The 18,727-nt window shown below is 37.4% G+C and carries 13 protein-coding genes; 5 read left to right on the top strand and 8 right to left on the bottom strand.

Going from position 1 to position 18,727, the window contains the following annotated elements; all coding sequences use genetic code 11:
• Positions 1-120: 120 nt before the first annotated feature.
• The 5 genes from gap to ASE92_RS18910 all read right to left on the bottom strand — a co-directional run bounded on the left by gap (position 121) and on the right by ASE92_RS18910 (position 4,444).
• Positions 121-1,119: a type I glyceraldehyde-3-phosphate dehydrogenase gene (gap, locus tag ASE92_RS18930; protein ID WP_056851688.1), complete on the bottom strand. Its 999-nt coding sequence runs from the start codon at positions 1,117-1,119 to the stop codon at positions 121-123.
• Positions 1,120-1,193: 74 nt separating this feature from the next.
• Entirely contained in the window at positions 1,194-2,333 is a 1,140-nt protein-coding gene (locus ASE92_RS18925) for an MraY family glycosyltransferase (RefSeq protein WP_056851687.1), read from the bottom strand.
• 205 nt (positions 2,334-2,538) lie between these two features.
• A complete protein-coding gene (locus tag ASE92_RS18920) occupies positions 2,539-3,279 on the bottom strand; it encodes a glycosyltransferase family 2 protein (RefSeq protein ID WP_056851686.1) in 741 nt (246 codons plus the stop codon).
• Complete coding sequence (locus ASE92_RS18915; RefSeq protein WP_157255792.1) at positions 3,248-3,697, bottom strand: hypothetical protein; 450 nt, start codon at positions 3,695-3,697, stop codon at positions 3,248-3,250. Before ASE92_RS18915 ends, ASE92_RS18920 begins: the two co-directional genes overlap by 32 nt.
• A gap of 99 nt (positions 3,698-3,796) precedes the next feature.
• Positions 3,797-4,444: an XRE family transcriptional regulator gene (locus ASE92_RS18910; protein WP_056851684.1), complete on the bottom strand. Its 648-nt coding sequence runs from the start codon at positions 4,442-4,444 to the stop codon at positions 3,797-3,799.
• Positions 4,445-4,556: 112 nt separating this feature from the next.
• Here ASE92_RS18910 and ASE92_RS18905 point away from each other — a divergent pair, with 112 nt between their 5' ends.
• Positions 4,557-5,747 (top strand): hypothetical protein, encoded by a 1,191-nt coding sequence (locus ASE92_RS18905; protein WP_056851683.1) that lies wholly within the window; start codon positions 4,557-4,559, stop codon positions 5,745-5,747.
• Positions 5,748-5,823: 76 nt separating this feature from the next.
• Complete coding sequence (locus tag ASE92_RS18900; protein WP_162237775.1) at positions 5,824-6,558, top strand: HEPN domain-containing protein; 735 nt, start codon at positions 5,824-5,826, stop codon at positions 6,556-6,558.
• A gap of 168 nt (positions 6,559-6,726) precedes the next feature.
• Here the strand turns inward: ASE92_RS18900 and ASE92_RS18895 are convergent, their stop codons facing one another.
• From ASE92_RS18895 to ASE92_RS18885, 3 genes are all read right to left on the bottom strand, one after another.
• Positions 6,727-7,167 carry a hypothetical protein gene (locus ASE92_RS18895; RefSeq protein WP_056851681.1) on the bottom strand — a complete coding sequence of 147 codons (441 nt, stop codon included), beginning with the start codon at positions 7,165-7,167 and terminating at the stop codon, positions 6,727-6,729.
• A 472-nt stretch (positions 7,168-7,639) separates the two neighbouring features.
• Entirely contained in the window at positions 7,640-8,278 is a 639-nt protein-coding gene (locus ASE92_RS18890) for a DUF6266 family protein (protein ID WP_056851680.1), read from the bottom strand.
• Between the two features lie 658 nt (positions 8,279-8,936).
• Positions 8,937-9,482 carry a hypothetical protein gene (locus tag ASE92_RS18885; RefSeq protein WP_056851679.1) on the bottom strand — a complete coding sequence of 182 codons (546 nt, stop codon included), beginning with the start codon at positions 9,480-9,482 and terminating at the stop codon, positions 8,937-8,939.
• Between the two features lie 1,979 nt (positions 9,483-11,461).
• Between ASE92_RS18885 and ASE92_RS18875 the strand changes: the two genes are divergently transcribed.
• The 3 genes from ASE92_RS18875 (at position 11,462) to ASE92_RS18865 (ending at position 18,722) form a co-directional block, all read left to right on the top strand.
• Positions 11,462-12,295: a polysaccharide biosynthesis/export family protein gene (locus ASE92_RS18875; protein WP_056851677.1), complete on the top strand. Its 834-nt coding sequence runs from the start codon at positions 11,462-11,464 to the stop codon at positions 12,293-12,295.
• Positions 12,296-12,492: 197 nt separating this feature from the next.
• On the top strand, positions 12,493-15,372 hold the full coding sequence (locus ASE92_RS18870; protein ID WP_056851676.1) for a triple tyrosine motif-containing protein: 2,880 nt from the start codon (positions 12,493-12,495) through the stop codon (positions 15,370-15,372).
• 344 nt (positions 15,373-15,716) lie between these two features.
• Complete coding sequence (locus ASE92_RS18865) at positions 15,717-18,722, top strand: TonB-dependent receptor (RefSeq protein WP_056851675.1); 3,006 nt, start codon at positions 15,717-15,719, stop codon at positions 18,720-18,722.
• Positions 18,723-18,727: the final 5 nt, after the last annotated feature.

Genomic DNA, 18,727 nt, shown 5'->3' with positions numbered 1-18,727 from the left:
AATCTTTTAATCCATGCAAATATTAGTGGCTTTTTCCCGGTCAAATGCCTCGATCTTGGCAGAATAAGCGTTCAAAAGAAATAATAAAAAATGCTGAAATTTAACTAAGAATCTGAAAACTTACGCTGAATCTCGTAAAGATTTAATCTTCTTGACCACATCAATCAACCTGCTGCTGTAGCCATACTCATTATCGTACCAGCCTACCACCTTCACCATGTCGCCCACTATCGAAGTGAGCAAAGAATCAAAAGTACAGGAGTTTGGATTATCAATAATATCTATTGAAACGATAGGATCTTCCGTGTATTCCAAAATTCCTTTAAGTCCGTTTTCAGAAGCCTGTTTGAAGGCTGCATTGATTTCTTCGATGGTGGTTTTATTCTTTAAGAGACAGGTAAAATCAGTAAGTGAACCATTTAAAACAGGAACTCTGATCCCTGCACCTCCTAAACGCCCTTCCAATTCAGGGAAGATATGGGTAATCGCTTTTGCTGCCCCGGTAGTAGTTGGAATGATGGAAGATGAAGCCGCTCTTGCTCTTCGCAAATCTTTATGGTTGGAATCATGCAGGTTTTGATCACCCGTCATCGAATGAATGGTAGTGATATACCCCTCCTCTACACCCCAATTATCATTTAAGATCTTAATCATTGGCGCAATATTGTTTGTGGTACAACTTGCATTAGAAAGAATCGGACTTGTTAAATCTATTTGATCATCGTTAACGCCTAAAACCAACATCGGTATTTCATCGGCAGCGGGTGCAGAAATAAGCACCTGATTGGCTCCGGCACTAAGGTGTTTTTCAGCAGCCTCAACGCTTAGGTTTTTTCCTGTACAATCCACCACTAAATCTACCCTCAAGGCCGACCAAGGCAATTCATCCGCATCTTTTATTGCGAAAACAGGGATCATTTTTTTATCGATAACAATTGCATCTGGCTTGGCAAAAACTTCACTTGCATGAACCCCATGCACACTATCGTATTTAAATAAATGTGCCATTGTTTTAGCATCAGCCAAATCATTAATTGCCACCACATCGAAACCCTCGGCCAATGCCAAACGCAAAAATGTTCTCCCTATTCTACCGAAACCATTAATCGCCAGCCTCATTACATTAATATTTTAGGCGCAAAAATACGCTTTATTTTGATATTAAAATTGAATGTGAAACCTGTGACTGAAAATTACGCTTTTCCCGGCATTGCCTTTGATAACCGCCAGGTGATCGCCCCATTATAAATAGCACAGATAGTGATTAAAAGCACAATCAATAAGAAATTACCTAAATGTTGAAGTAGAATGGTACACGCAATAATGAAAACATTTAACATTGTAGTGATCCAAACAATTTGATCTGGTTTTAAACCCAATCTTTCCAAGCGGTGATGGATATGATCCCGATCGCCAATGAATGGTGATTTTCTTTTTAATATCCTAATGGTAAAAACCCTCAAAGAATCGAAAATAGGCACAATTAATATGGCAACAGCAATGGCAGGTGCAGAATAAAATGTGGGTTCATTATTGCCAGTAAATTTATTTATTTCTATAAACTTTATGGCCAGTGCAGCAGTAGTTAAACCGATAATCAGCGCCCCTGTATCTCCCATAAAAATCTTAGCCGGATACCAGTTGAACTTCAAAAAGCCAGCTATTGCCCCGATAAGAGCGAAGGAGATAAATGCATAAGGGATCTGATTGGAAGTAGCGAAGGCAATCCCAAAAGAAAGGCCTGCCAATATTCCGATTGAACCTGCCAGACCATCAATTCCATCTATGAGATTAAAAGCATTGTTCAGGAAAATAATCAAAATAATGGAAAACAGGCCTCCCCACATCATATTCATATCGAAAATATTCAATACGCCATATAAACTACTTAACCGAAAATTGCCGAAAAATACCAGAATGCCAGCCACCAGCAACTGCAAGATGAATTTCGTACTGGTGTTAGTGCCATAAACATCATCTTTTAAACCCAGGGCCGACAAAATAATACAAGAAACTATTAAGTAGTTTGCTTCCTTAAAATTTATCATGGCCGAAAACAGTAAGGTGCTAATGGTAAAACTGGCCACAATTGCCAAACCGCCTAAACGGGATATACTTAAATTATGCCTTTTTCGATGTAAATCATTTGTATCGAACAGTTTGTACTTCAACGAAGTGAAAATGATGGATGGAATACTTAACAATACCATAGCAAATGCCAATAAAGCAATGGCGCCGTAAAAGACGATAGGATATGCAACAATTAAATCTGTAAACAAAACGGGAACGGTTTGAACAAATATAAGGAATGATGTTGATTTCGCATTGGACATTAGCCAATTAACTTGACATAAGTCAAAACTGGTTGGGCTATGATTACCTTAATAAACTACTTTGTGAGGTTGAGAAGAGCAGGCCGAAGCAATCTCATTGTTACGATGAATAACCTTATCGGCAGTCGTCATTCCCGCGAAGGCGGGAATCTTAATTCCACTACAATCAAATTAGCATGACAAATAAAATTGCAAATGATAACTATTAAAACTGCTCCAACTTACTAAGCTTTTTCCTTAATAACACCCAAATTGGATTTGGAATTTTATTTCGCAGTAAAGCTTTATAATCATTTTTTAATGCATGTAGCAAACTCGAAGCATTTCTATTGCTTACGCCGCCTGTTCGCATATTTACCATCAATAGTGGAAGATAAATGGCTTTCAACTTGTATGTATGGAAAAACCTTAAAATTAAATCATAATCTGCAGCCGTACCCATATCGAGGGCGTAATTACCATACGACTTAAATAATTCTCTTTTTAGGTACAATGTGGGGTGCGCAGGCATCCAGCCCTTTTCAAGATCCTTCAAATCGGCCTGTTGAGAACGCCATTGCCTCACAACTTTTCTTTTGTCTGCTGTGACATAATTTAAATCTCCGTAAACTGCCTGAATATCTGGCTGGGCGGCGAAAGCCTTTGCAATTTCCGCAACCACATGACTTCCAACCAACATATCATCTGCATTCAGCAGTCCAATCACCCCTCCTGAAGCCAGTTTTATTCCCTTATTAATCGCATCATAAAGTCCCTGGTCTTTTTCGGAAACCAGATGGGTAACATTCTGCTTGTACTTTTCGATGATGTTCAAAGTTTGATCCGTAGAACCACCATCAATAATAATATACTCAATAGGTTGGTAAGATTGATTGATTACGGATTCGATACAATCTTTAATGTATGGTTCTGCATTATAAACTACGGTAATGATAGAGATTTTCATCTTTTATGGAAGCTTGCCTTTTTCTGATTTGAAAGAAAGCTATGCCAGCCGTAAAGATAAATAATAGCGGGATATAATCATCGATGGGGCAATTGTCTATGCTGAAATCAGAGAGTTCTCCCACGCTTCCGTATGTAGGGGAATTGAAAATTGTACCATCTGACTTATTTATTATGGTACAAGATGTTAAGATTCCTGAACTACATCTACCAGAAAGAAAATTAAATCCATCATCAGTTCCGTTGCCATCTAAATCATTTAAAAAAAATGGTTCACCTGAGTGATATATATTGTCGACCGTATACCAAATTCTCATACCTAATCGACATCCCCTAACGGGAGTATCTGCAAATACAGAATCTGATTTTAAAAATTGGAATGCGATTAAGAGCGGGATGATTAAACCTAACTTCTTCATAAGCAGTGGTGTTAATCATTGCAGGAAGATAGTAATATTTTACAACTCTAAAGAATAATTATTAATTTTCTAATCTGATGAATTTATTTACGGGAAGCGCTAAATCAAGTTTCTGGTAATTTTCCCTTTGATGATATACAATGCCTGAATACTGCTTTTAGCGATGATGGTATCACCTTTGAAATTGGGATTTGAAGAGCGAAGAATAAGCTTCCCCTTATCAGCATGTTCATAAAGCAATTTAATACTTCGCATGTGATTTGAACTTTCATCTGTCATTACCACGTAGGCTTCACCCCATTGTAACACTTCAAAATTTGTGACTTCACGAACCGCAATAATTTCACCAGAGGCGTATTTAGGATACATACTATCGCCATAAACTGGTAGATAGGCTGTACAATCGTTAAACGGCTTATAGTTAACAAAATATTCCGGCTTCTCCTCTTCCAATAAGAACTTATCAAAATCTGCAAGGGTAATATCAAAATATGGCACCCCTTCTTTTGCTTCTGAAATAGCTGGACCTTTTTTTAAAATTGGTTCTCCTAACCCCTGTTCAAGCCATTCTATATTGGCATTGTATTTAAAACCTATTTTTTCTTTAAAGGCTCGGGAAATCCCGATTCTACCACGTAAGATATCAGAAAGATTGCCATCCGTAATTTTCATATCCAATGCAAATTCTTTTTGGGTTTTAAAGCCCAGTTGGGCGATCAAACTTTTTAACCTTTCTATTTCAGTCATCGATAAATGTTAATAAGTAATACGAAAATATATTTCGTTTAACGAATACTAGATTGTAATTTGGTATCAATCAATCCGCAATATAAGGATTACTCATTTAAACATAGAAATTATGGAAACTGATCAACTCATTACCAATTATGAAAGCCTTAAATGGTATACTTATGACTATTTTTATGGGATTAGCAGCCTTCAAAAACGATTAAAAGAAATTGAGGAATGGACAGAAATTCCATTTGCTAAACGGGATTTTTATGGCAAACATCAACCACACAAACTTTTATGCCAGCACGAAACGATGCTGAATTTACTTGTAGAGTCTTATAATTTTCATCAGGTGACTCTTCAGGGCAATGAAGAATTGGTAAAATTAACTACCCGAACACCCTCCGAAGTGAAATTGGAATGCGAAATTTTGGGCTATCATCCTGAGTACCTTACTGAAGAAGAGATGATTAATCCCAACCAATATCTCGCTGTGCTTAAAGATGAGGAAACCCTAAATGAATATAAACAATGTCTTGATGTATGGCTAGACATGAACTTATCAGAATCAACTGATGAAAGCCTGTGCTGTGAAATATTCCCGGTAGCGAATATGATTAAAAGATTAACGGAGGCTTCCTGGCTCATTAACTACAGAATTGGGAAAAACAGTGCAGACTTTTTTAAAGATCAGATTGCTAGCTTTAAAGATACATCTCCTATTTTACTGGATGCTAATCAAATTTCAGATCCCTATTCTGTACTTCTTGAATTTTATGGCGGAGCTAGTTTAAATGCTTATCGCAGAGATCTACTACACTGGTTTAAAGCCTGCATGACGGACGATCAGCAAGTTGAAAAGGTGAGCAATATTTTATTTTTTCATCAACAGCTTACACAGCTGATACACGCTGCGTATCTGATTTTAAGGCATGAAGTTCCTTTCGATTACAACAAACCTTATTCTACAACCTCTATTTCGTTTGCAGAGTGGATTAGGGACGTTGACGAAAAACATCCGGAAATTCCGGGGATAAGAAGCCGGCAATATGAGCCGACTATTTTGAATGAGGAGGAATTAATGCATCCGCTTAAATCGCTCAAAATTCTTCTTACGCTTGATCACATTAAAGAGATGCGATATGGATTAAACGAGTGGCAATATTATGGATTCGCTTCGGGCGATTTTTTAGGTACAACAGATTCAAAATATGGCTTTGAGTTGTACGATAAGCTTTTAAAGGTAATTGAATTGTGTTTTGTATTGGTTGTTCCGCAGCGCCTTAATTTTGTTCAGGGAGAGGAGGAAGATGATTAATTTAATCAAACAACAGGAGTTGAATCGGGATTTCACTTCTAAAGATCTTTATCCCATCCCGGATTTGCACCTAAAAATGTTTTTACAACTTATCGTTGAAGTGATTCCAGTTTCCTATATATTTTGCTATTCAGCAGGTATTGAACCCATAAGGCTTATATTGGTTTCCGATCCCTATTCTTATTTAGCTAATGATGAAGTAAAAAATATTGTTACGTTTACAAACTCAACACAGCCATCTATCCAAATCATTTACCGTGAATACGGAACTGTAAATGATCTATTGCAACGTGGAGATTTTTTTCTTTCTACAAATTGTATTGATGCGAATTGCATCTATAAAAAGAGTGGCCCCTATAACCTAAAGCCCAGCAGTGATAAACTGATTACTGCACTACGTGATCACGCATCAAATACATTTAAGAATGGATTAAAACGGGCTGCAGAGTTTTATGAGCTGGCTAACTTTTACTTTGAACAGGAGAAAGGAAATTTAACGGCGTTTCTACTCCATCAAACCTGTGAGCAAGTTTTGAGAACACTGATCATACTTAATAAAACCGCAACAGTTAGAAGCCATCAATTAATCCTTTTGCAAAAAGAAGCCGCTTTCTATTACCCTGCACTCCAAAATATTTTTGATGATCATCAACGGAAAGAGTTGAAATGGTTAATGCTTTTACAAACAGCTTATGTTGGCGCAAGGTATGAGGAGAATTACAAGATTTCATTTGCTGATTTAACTTTTCTGAAAGATAGACTTGATCAGTTTCTTAGCCGGATGGAATTACACGCCATGACTTTTATTTGATTCGGGGGACAGATTGATTTATTAAAGTATAACTGTAATGACGGTTGACTTTTCAATTTTAAATCCGTCATTGCGAGGAAGTTCTTCACGACCGTGGCAATCTCATTCAGTTGGCTCATTAGTTATAAAATCAACCAATCTAAGTTGGAATGAAAGTTATGATACTTTTTAAAATAGTTTTCTTTTTCGGATGAAGAATATGCCGAATAAACCGGCTGTGGCGGTGAGAGGCAAAGTGTAGTCGTCGAGGGGGCAAAATAATATTTGCGATGAAGCTACTTTGCCCTGATATGTAGTAGTTTGACAACCTGTAATAACATTAAGTAAGTTAAATGAATATCCGAATGGACAAACAGTACAGTTCTGAGACGTTGCTGTCCAAACTTTATGGGAATTATTTACACACGTGGCTACCGAAGGTTCATTTGGGTTTGCCTTATAAACCGGGTTTCCTCCGAAAACCAGTGCCAATACTGCGTTTACCAATCCATTATTATCTTGTTCAGTATAAACAGTAGCATTGCTTGATATTAAACATCCAGATTGTGCTTGTGAAAACTGAGAGCAAAGAAATATTATAATAAGTAAGCCGGTTTTTTTGAGCAACATGATATAAATACTATGTTTTTCAAAATTACACGGTACCCAAGACCCAACCTACATTCTTTTTGTTCAGTATTTTAATCAGCAGCTAAAAAAATGATCTTCATGCTAGCAAATAGTTATTCCACATATATACCTTGAGTTAATGTATAAGCATTTCAACATCATCGATATACTTAAACCCGCACCTGGTTTAAGTGTTCGCTATTTCAGCGGCCACTTCAATCCAAAGTGAAACCGAAGACTTTGTCGGGCATTAAGCCATAACGAAAGAAATTACATTTTAGTAAGTTTTCATTCGAGATGGCCTGATATATCTTATAATTCCTCATCTGGTTTAAGTGTTCGCTATTTCTGCGGCCATTTAAATCCACATTAAACCGAATACTTTGTCGGGCATTATGCCATAACTAAAGAACTTAAATTTCATTAAAGTTTACATTATTCGAGAGGGCAGAATATAGCTTAGAATGCTGATCTAGAATTCAACTCTGCCCAAATAAATACTATCCGAAATACTCTGGCGGTCATCAGCAATGAAGGCCATCCAAGTATGATAACCCATACTAATTCTCTCCCGGGGGATTTCGAGCAGTTCCTGTCCGGCACTTCTTCTGTTGCCACTCAGCCTGCGGTAGGCAAATCCACCTTCCGCGTGGAAAGCCAAGAGCATCACCTGATCAGATCGGCGCTCGTAACCAGCACTGATTTGTTGATCCCAGCAAAATAAAAGACCATTTTGATGAACTTGTACAGCAGCATCTGCCGGGCCCAGGAGCTTACCCTGAGCAAGCTTAATTCTGGAATAATCAATCTCTCCATTCCCGTTAAAGGCATGGAGCATGTTATAAGATTTAGCGAAATTATGTGCCGACATTCCTTTTGCCTTCGCTTCGAGATTAAAGCCAACACGAATAAAATCAAGCACATAAGACAGAAATGTTTGTATGGTCGTAAACTTTGACCTACATTTATTTTGCTTATCCGTTCCCTTTTTGTTTTTCTTACTTAGCTTAGGCAATCCTTTGATTACCCATTTACCATTCAGCTGGTAACCGATCACGCTTCCAACTTTCCCGGTGAATCCACCGTTTACTCCATCTTTTAAAATAGCCATAATTCTCGAGTTATAAGATTATGGGATGATAACCGAAAGATAACGAATAGTTGATCAATAGTTAACTATTCCGATTAATTTTATTTGGGTTTGAGACAGATTTCGGTCGGCCAGGATTGTCACAACCCCGAACAAAGTCCGAACTAAACCCAAATTAACCGCGACTTAAGGGTTAATCGCTTAAAAGGGATTTACAAGCAAAAGCGAAACAATTGGTAAATAAAAAAATGGTATTTGATATGAGGAGGTTAATAATGGAGATCGAACATAATTTTCGCCACATCAGCATGAGTTAACGGTTTGAAAAGCGCTAATTTTTAATAAACATACTAATATTTAGCAAGGATCACAAGGTTGATGTTTTGTACCTTAATCATGAGATCATTTTTTCAATTATAATCTCGAAATGCATTGCGCAAACATTACTGCGGACCTTATGAGTGATCAGATAAATGCTCATTCGTCAGAAATGATCTGGGGAGGCGGATGATTATTTAGGTAGACACGATGAGCAGCCGGCATTAAATAACGAGTTTCACAACAACTTTGGAAAATAAAAAATTACGAAGAACGATAAAAACATCATTCATAAATAAGAAGGATGTAAGGTAAAATTATATCAGTCCTATTTTTTAATTAAGTTAGTTTTGTTCGGTATTTATAACGAAATAAAATCTTGATGTTGTCTTTTCTTTCGCGTTTTAGAGAAGCCCACTCCGCCAAAAATTAGCGCTAGAAATGGAAAATATTCATCTAAAGGAGCATCGTTACGTGAAGCATTCGAACAGGTTGAGGGTGGACTTAGTTCGTAGGTAACTACTCTTCCGCCCGCGTTTACTATAGAACCGTTTACTTGTAGCGAGATAACACATGCAACCGAACTTTCTGATACCAATTCGTGTTGCATCGGTATAATAACAGTAGCTCCATAGGGAGGAATAGAACTATCATAATAACTACCTTGGGGATAATCATTTATTGCTCCACAAATATATCTCGCACTGTTATTATTATTCAACTCTAATTGCCTGCCATTACTCGCATAATATGATTGCTCTGGTTGACCTACGTAAGGAGTACCTAGACCTAGGTATTGTGTAAATACAGTGTTGCTTATTCTGCAACCGTTTCCGCGTTCTTGACCTTTTGATGAATTTGAGAACAGAAATAGTGAAGAAATGGCAAGAAAAAAAAAGCGGTACATTCTAGAAGGATATAAAAACAAATTATCGTACTACAAAAACTACAAATCGACGCGAATATGAAATTTTAAATCTATAATAAAAACTGCAAGAAACTAAAAAAACAGTCTTTCTAGGAATACAGATAATTGAATAACTGCAAATTTATTGGCCAATTATTAACAATAACCTCCTCTGCTATTTAAGCAAGGGGAATTTTGATTCAAAAAGCTAACGAAGCTTATACTCTCAGCGGAAGAAATTAGAAGACAACACTTATACAAACATTTGACAAATGTCATGAACAAAATGAACAATAAAAGTTGGTTTAATTAGACAAGGATAAATCAAGAGCGAGATCTTGCACTAGATAACGGCAAATCTTATAAGCCATATCATGCTTTCTGGCTTCGACTAATGCAAGTTGATTTCAGTCTGGAGCAAGCTTCTCTGTTTGGACTAGACAGCCCAAACTTTAAAACGGATTACACAAAATCATTAGCATGACAAATAACAACGGAATGACTACATTACAATAGCAATAAAACGAATTAATATAAGCCTTAGAGAGACTCTACGACTAGAAGGTTACAATAGCAATAAAAACCGATAAAGATAAGTCTTAGCGAGACGCTAAGTCTAAATGGGGGTTTAAAAATATAAGATTTGTTAAATCACAAGTTCAACACTTGTGCTATATGTAAAAAGCTGGTTGGATATTTTCTGATAATTGTAAAGCCAAAGATACTTGATATAAATAGAAAATATGGGATATAATCATCTATAGGACATGAATAATAGTTCTGGGCTCTAAGTCCTCCATAGTAAGAATAAACAGCCGGCGTGGTATTAGCGGTCTGAAATCTAATTGCACATTCCCTAAGTAACGTATTAGACGGCTGCCTATAACAGCTTATTGATACTGGTATATTTGGACCAATTCCAGTTGTTGTTATCCCTCCGTTATACATTTCAGTTCCTCTGATATCACCTGCAATAAAGGGGGAACTGGTAGAGGTTGTAGTAGGGACTGTACCAATAATCTGGGTGAAGACCTTGCCTGAATAAGGGGGAACATTGGAACTATAATCATACACGATACAACCTGAGGGTCCCTGAGCAAATGAAATAGTAGTAGAAAAAAGAGCAACTATCGAAAAGATAAACTTCATATCTGATACGGAACGGGACGAATTCCAGCACAAAAATAACCGCGTATCAATCAAAACACAAACAAATCTATTTAATCATACAAAAAAAGTGTTTTTAGTACTTAAATATGAGTAGACAATTAATTCAACGTTTGAATGGACTGCCGCTGGAGAAAGTCTATAAAATCAATGCTTCTTCAAATTTATTTGTTATGTGTTTACGCAGATAAAGGATACCCAAAATACCTATTGGAAATATTAAAAACCATATATAATCATCAAGTGGGCACCCAATTGTGCTAGCGGTAAATGTTCCACTAAATCCTGTTTGGGGACTTGCATAGACATAACAAAAGCATCCAAAAACATCAAATGATCTACTAGCTGAAACGTAACATGTTGGACCTGTAACAGGGGTCCAGCTACATCTATTAGCAGGAAGAGTATTTATTGATGACGTTTTAAAATAGTTTGTGAACGTGTAATCATCAGTATAAATGATGTTATTCTGAAGAAGACAGCCCGTAGCAGTACTCGATTGAGCCTTTACAAAAAAATGCGAACAAAAGAAAACAATAAATATTAAAAACAACCTCTTCATAATAATAATTTTATTACATCCAAGGATATGCTTCAACAATAGGGGATGCACAAAGATACGGCTGACCAGTAAAGAAAACGCTTAGCTACCGCTTTCATAATTGACATATGTCAAAATTTTATTTTTCTAAGCGGCAATGATTAAACGTTTAATTTCCCATTATCTTCGCTCCGTTTTATAAATTTTCGATTTCATATATTAAAAAGTATTTTTGTTTCTTAATAAAGCCAAACCTTGTCTCCGCTTAAGTATGATTTTCATTTACATCAAGAACTACTTCCTTTTTATTGCTATATTTTCTATTCTTGCCGTTTTGAGTTCGTGTGGTGTGCGTAAAGAAAGAACGCTATTTAATGCGCCGAGTGATATCGTTACCGACACCATCAAACAGGTTTATGTGGTAAACGATCAGGGTATTAGCGATGCCTATTATAAAATAAAGGTGAACGATCAGCTGGCCATTCGCAACGTACAAAACTTCGAATTCGGTGCTACGAACAACACAACAGGTTCTACAGCAAGTAGCAATAGCCAACAAAACAGCGCCTCAGGCGGAATTAATAATATACTCTCCTACCCTGTAGATTTAGATGGAATGGTTAATTTACCGGCCATTGGAAAAGTCGAAGTAATTGGTTTAACCAGAAGAGAAGCGGCTATTAAAATTCAGAACCTCTATAAAAATAAATTGTTAAAAGATCCCATCATCGAGTTGTCGGTGGTTAATTTAAAGGTGACGTTATTGGGCGAATTTAGTAAACAGGGCAACTTTTTATTGGAACGTGATAACACCACGCTTATCGATATAATCGGCGAAGCGGGTGGAATTACCAAAACTGCCGATCCGAAAACATTAAAAATTATTCGCGGCGATCGGGCAAACCCAGAGCTTATTTATGTGAACCTAAACGATATCAACAGTTTGGCAAGCAAAAAACTGGTATTGCAAAATCGTGATATTATTGTACTTCAGCCTACCAAAAGTTCGGCTACGAGTGATAAACTCCAAAGCCTGAACAATATTTTACAGCCGCTTTTAGTGGTAGTGAATTTGGCTGTGTTGATCTTTACAGTAACGAGGTAATTAGGAGTTCGGGGTTGAGCGTCTCTAGTCCGGAGTCGGTAGTCAAAAGCTAGGTTGTCTAGCTGGGAGTTGAGAGTGGGGGTTGGAAGTGCGTGGTTGAGTGGTATTTTTTCCTTGATCTTTGCTCCTTGCTCTTTGCTCATTGGTCTTTATTCTTTGCTCATGGCTCTTTACCCTTTGCCCCATAATCATTAAATATGTGTAGATTTTTTCGCCTTTTATTACTCCTTTCCCTCTTTGCCCAAATCACCTATGCTTCGGAAATCAAAAGCATCGGGGTGCCATATATCGAAAATTACCCAAAATCGGTTTACGCATCGGGCAATCAAAATTGGAGCATTGCGAAGGATAAAAGCGGCATCATGTACTTCGGCAATGCCGAAGGTCTCTTAACCTTCGATGGCAAATATTGGCAAAAGTACCAAATGCCAAATCGACAAATTGTTCGTTCGGTAGCAACTGACAATAAGGGAAAGATATATACAGGCGCCTTTGGTGAATTTGGGTACTGGGCTTATACCAACAACAAATTAACCTATCAATCACTCACCCCGCTCCTACCAAAAGGCAATAAAGTAAGTGATGAAATCTGGAAAATATATGTAGACAAAGACCGGGTGATTTTTCAATCCTTCTCCAGGATATTCATCTATAAGAACGGGAAAATTGAGATCATTAAAGCGCCGTCTTCCTTTCTCTTTCTGCATCAGGTAAACAACAAATACATTGTCGAAGTGCTCGATAAAGGTTTATTTGAATTGGCAGGAAACCAATTGAAGTTTATTCCGAACAGTGAAAAGCTGGGTAAACAAGGTGTGCTATCGATCTTACCCTATAAAAATGGTGGTTTCATTATTGGCACCAGTAAAAACGGTTTATTTACTTTCGATGGCAAAGATTTTTCACCTCTTGTTACGCCAGCCAACGATTACCTTAAAACTTATCAACTGAATAACGGGGTAAAACTTTTAAATAAATATTATGCCTATGGCACCATTTTGAATGGTTTAATCATCATTGATGAAAACGGCCGTGTGGTACAACGCATCAACAAATCGAGTGGATTACAAAATAATACGGTATTAAGTATTTTTGCCGATAACGAGCAAAATCTGTGGACGGGTTTGGATAATGGAATCGACCGCATTGAATTAAACTCCCCACTGTATTTCTATTTCGATAAAACCGGACAGTTCGGAACTGTTTACTCCAGCATCATTTTTAAAGATAAAATTTACCTAGGTACTAACCAGGGCTTGTTTTACAGCAATTGGTCTAAAAACGATGAACTAACGCCTTTTAATTTTCGCCTTATTCCAAGTTCGCAAGGGCAGGTTTGGGATCTCGCCATCGTGAACAACGAATTAATTTGTGGGCACAATAGCGGTACTTTTAAAGTTTTAGGTGATCAAATCAGTTGGATTTCGTCGGTAAGTGGAGGTTGGACCATCAAACAACTTCATTCTAACCCCAACTATTTTATCCAGGGAACTTATGTCGGGTTATCACTCTATCAAAATACCGCTTCGGGATTGAAATTTGATGGTAAAGTGTTGGGTTTTACAGAACCTTCACGATTTATTGAGCAAGATAACAAAGGCGATATTTGGGTAGCGCATGCCTATAAAGGCTTATACAAACTCACCCTGAACAGCACTTTTAGCAAAGTAACCAGTGTAAAATATTTCGATGAACAAAATGGCTTACCCGGAAACTATAACGTGAATATCTTCAATCTGGAGAATAGAATTGTGTTCTCCTCTGATAAAGGATTTTACACTTACGATGAATTGAGCAATAAGTTTACTTTGTATGATGTGCTGAACAAAAGCCTCGGCTCATTCTCTACTTCTAACAAAATTATTAGTGCGGGCAATAAAAAGTATTGGTTTATCGATCATGGTAAAACATCGTTGGTAAACTTTTCCGAACCTGGGAAAATAGAAATAGACTCCAATCAGTTTAGCCTTTTAGATGGCAGAATGGTTCAATACTATGAAAACATCAGTCAAATTGGAAATTCTATTTATTTGATCAGTGTTGATGATGGTTTCGTAATTTACAATAATCTGCTTAGCCAATCGCCTGGCAAAAGGAAACTTCCAGCAGTTTTAATCCGGAGGATTGAAGACATCACCGATAAGTATTTCACTATCAGCGAAACAGGCAATGGCAATGAAGAGACGGAGATTCCAAACAGCAGGAACAACATCAGGATTTCATTTGCCCTGCCGTATTACCGACAGGCGAAGCTTAAATTTCAATATTATTTAGAAGGATATTCCAAAGACTGGTCGGATTGGAGTGTGGCTACCCAAAAAGATTTTACCAACCTGAGTAGCGGCACTTATAAATTCAAGGTGCGGGCAAAAATCAATGATTCTTCTATTAGCGAGATCACTACTTTCGAGTTCACCATACTCCGGCCCTGGTATCTGAGCAACATTGCTATTGTTTTATACTCAATTTTATTTGTGGTTGTATTAATCGTGGGCAAAAAGCTGTATGAAGCAAAGCTGAAACGCGATAGTCATAAAATTAGTGAGCGGTTGAAAGCAGAGCAGGATGAAATTTTGAAACAGGAGGCCGAAGTAAATGAAAAGCAAATCATAAAGCTGCAAACTGAAAAGCTTCAGGCGGAGCTGGCTTCCAAAAATAGAGAACTGGCCAACTCGGCCATGACCCTGGTTTATAAAAATGAGCTGCTTCAAAAACTCAGCGATGAAATTACCAAGCTGAAAGATGAGAATGGCAAGAAGCTTTCAGACGATCAGACAAAAAAAATTCAAAAGGTAATCAATGATGGAATGAATGACGAGCGGGATTGGCATTTATTCGAAAACAGCTTTAATGAAGCTCATGAGAGTTTCTTCAAAAAGCTTAAAGCACAACATCCGGACCTAGTGCCAAATGACTTAAAACTTTGTGCCTACTTGCGCATGAACATGAGCAGTAAAGAGATGTCGTCATTGCTAAATATTAGCCTAAGAGGTGTGGAAATTCGCCGCTATCGCTTGCGCAAAAAACTGGAAGTCCCACACGATAAAAACCTAACTGAATTCTTAATGGAATTGTAACTCGAAACCAGAAAACCAAGCCGAACCATCGTCGGGAACGTTTGCATGAAAACGATATTCTTTAGATTTTCAAACATCGGAAGGCTAAAAACACTACATCATTACCTCTCATAACTATTTTTTTACCCCTACAAAAGCCTTAGTGTAACTTACACACTTAACTCGGGTAATTAATTAGTTACAAAGCTTAAAAATTGCCTTTTTGGCCCAAAATGCCAATTGGTTTTCCTCTTAAAAAACTTCTCTTATAAAAATGATGTATTAATGTTGAGGTAAAAGCACTTGCACAACCAAAAAAACAACCCCACATTTATCCTATCAATTAAACTAAATTTTTAATAAGCATGAAAAGAATTTTTACAAGAATTTCTGTTCTGGCCGTATTTCTTTTACTCGCAATTAACGTAGCGTTTGCGCAAAACATCACTGTAAAAGGTGTGGTAACAGATGGAGGTGATAAAACTCCATTACCAGGCGTAACTATCTTAATAAAAGGAGCACAAGGCGGTACTCAAACAGATTCAAATGGTAACTACTCCATCAGTGTACCATCTACAGCAACATTAGTCTTTAATTTTGTAGGCTATACTGCCCAGGAGCAAGCGGTTGCTAATCGTACTACAATCAACGTAGGCTTAGCCTCTTCAACACAACAATTAGAGCAGGTTGTGGTTGTAGGTTACGGTACACAAAGAAAAATTGACGTTACCGGATCTGTAGCTACAGTAAAGGGAGAAGATATTTCCAAGCAAATTTCCACCAACCCGGTTGGCGCACTTCAAGGTAAAGTTGCCGGTGTTTCTATTACCAATACAGGTACTCCGGGTGGTTCACCAACTATCACAATTAGAGGTTCAGGAACTATTTATGGTAAAACTGTTCCGTTATATGTGGTTGACGGCGTTTGGTATGACGACATTAATTTCTTAAACCCTGCCGATATTGCGAATATTAGCATTTTAAAAGATGCATCAGCGCAATCAATCTATGGTATCAGAGCAGCCAATGGTGTAGTTTTAGTAACCACCAATAAAGGCAAAAAAGGTGATGCTGTTATTAATTACAACGGAACGGTGGGTTTCCAAAAAGTAACCAACCAGGTAGAAATGGCAAATGCAAGTGAATATGCAACTGCGGTAAATGAGGCTTATGCGCTTCAAGGTGCACAACCTTTATTTGCTAATACAAACTTGGGAGAAGGCACAAACTGGTACGACGTGGCATTGAGAGAGGCTTTGATTACCAATCATCAGCTATCAATTAGCGGGGGTAGTGAAAAATCTACATATAACCTCTCATTGGGTTATTTAGATCAGGATGGTATCGTTAAAAACAATAATTACAAAAGATACACAGCAAGGTTATCAAACGATTTCCAGGTTTTTGAACCATTAAAAATTGGATATAATGTAACTGCAACTTCAAGCAAATCAAAGGATCCCGCATCCGGAATTTTCAGAGCATTATATGCTGCTTCACCAGTTGTTCCAGTTTTTAATGCTGACGGTAGTTATGGCGATCCAAATGCTTTCAATTTAGGCAATGGCAGCAATATGAATCCTCAGGCTACTTTAGATTTCTTCAATCAAAATACTACCAAATATAAAATTACGGGTAATGTATTCGCTGAATTAAAGTTTTTAAAGAATTTCACATTTAGAACAAGTTTAGGCGGAGATTTTGGTCAGGAAGAAGTTCGTGGCTATATTCCTGTTTACAAAGCCAGTAATACACAACAAAATACAAACAGTAAATTAGATATTGATCGTATTGAAAATAGAAACTGGATTATTGAGAACACTTTAACCTATGACAGAAAATGGACAGATCATAACTTAACCGTTTTGGTTGGACAAACAGCACAACGAAATAAAATGTATGAAATTAATGCTGATGCATTAAATGTACCCTACACTTCGGAAGGTGATTTATATCTAGCCTTAGGAGATGCTGCAACAAGAAACGTAACAGATAAGGGAGAAATCTCCACTTTCGCTTCTTATTTTGCCAGAGTAAACTATAGCTATAAGAACAGATACTTATTGAATGCCTCTATTCGTAGAGACGGTGCATCGCAGTTTTTTGGTTCTGACAATTTATGGGGCAACTTTCCTTCTATCGGTGCAGGTTGGGTGATCACCAATGAAGATTTCATGAAAGATCAAAAAATCTTCAGTAATTTAAAGCTGAGAGGAAGTTGGGGTAAAGTGGGTAACGCAGGAGTTCCATTTAATCCATCAACCCAAACAGTTGATCAATCTGCCGGATTAATTGCATTCTTTGGTGGTTTACCGTATACAGGTGCTAGTATCCGTTCAATTGTTCCGCCATTTTTATTGTGGGAAAGAAGTGCCGGTACAGATGTAGGTTTGGAAATGGGCTTCTTAAATAACAAATTAACCATTGAAGCAGATTATTACAACAGAAAAACTGAACAAGCGATTTTCGATATTCCCGTTCTGGGAAGTATTGGTACACAAAACAGTTCACTAATTGCTAACCAGGCCGACATCCAAAACAGAGGTTTCGAATTCTCTGCAACATGGGCAGATAAAACCGAGGGTGGTTTTACTTACTCAATCAGTGGAAATGTTGGAATGAATAACAATAAAGTATTGAATGTTACCTCTGGATCAAATCCTATTTACCGGGGTGGTGCAGGCCTTACCAGTGGATATCTTTCAACCAGAACGGTAAATAACCGCCCTATCGGGGAGTTTTTTGGTTACCAGGTAGAAGGGGTTTTTCAATCAGATGCTGAAGCCGCTGCATGGCCTGGATTTAAAAGAGGCGATTTCAAATACGCAGACATAAATGGCGATGGTATTATTGATTTAAAAGACCGGGTTGTTTTAGGTAATCCAAACCCAAAATTCACCTATGGTGTGAATACTAACTTTGCCTACAAAAATTTCGATTTAACACTTGATATTCAAGGTGTTGCCGATGTAGATGTGTTTAACGCAAATTTAAGCAACCGTTTTGGTAATGAAAACTATACCAAAGATTTCATCACTAATCGTTGGAATGGACCGGGAACATCAAACTCATATTCTTCTGCAAGTTTAGCAAGTGGCTTGAACAATGCTCCTAATTCATTTTACGTAGAAAAAGGCGATTATATCAGATTGAGAAACATCCAATTAGGATATACTTTACCGCAAGCGATCAGTAATAAAATGAAGATGCAGCGTCTACGAGTTTTCTTAAATGCACAAAACGCAGTGAATATTTTTGGCTACAAAGGCTTTAGTCCTGAAGTTGGTGGAGCGCCAACAAATGCTGGGATCGACACCAATGTGTATCCATTATTTGCTACTTATAATTTTGGACTTAACGTTACTTTCTAATCGAC

This window comes from Pedobacter sp. Leaf41 (assembly GCF_001422545.1).
GTDB lineage: Bacteria > Bacteroidota > Bacteroidia > Sphingobacteriales > Sphingobacteriaceae > Pedobacter.
Note: the sequence above shows the minus strand (reverse complement) of the source record. Positions and strands in the feature narration are given on the sequence as shown.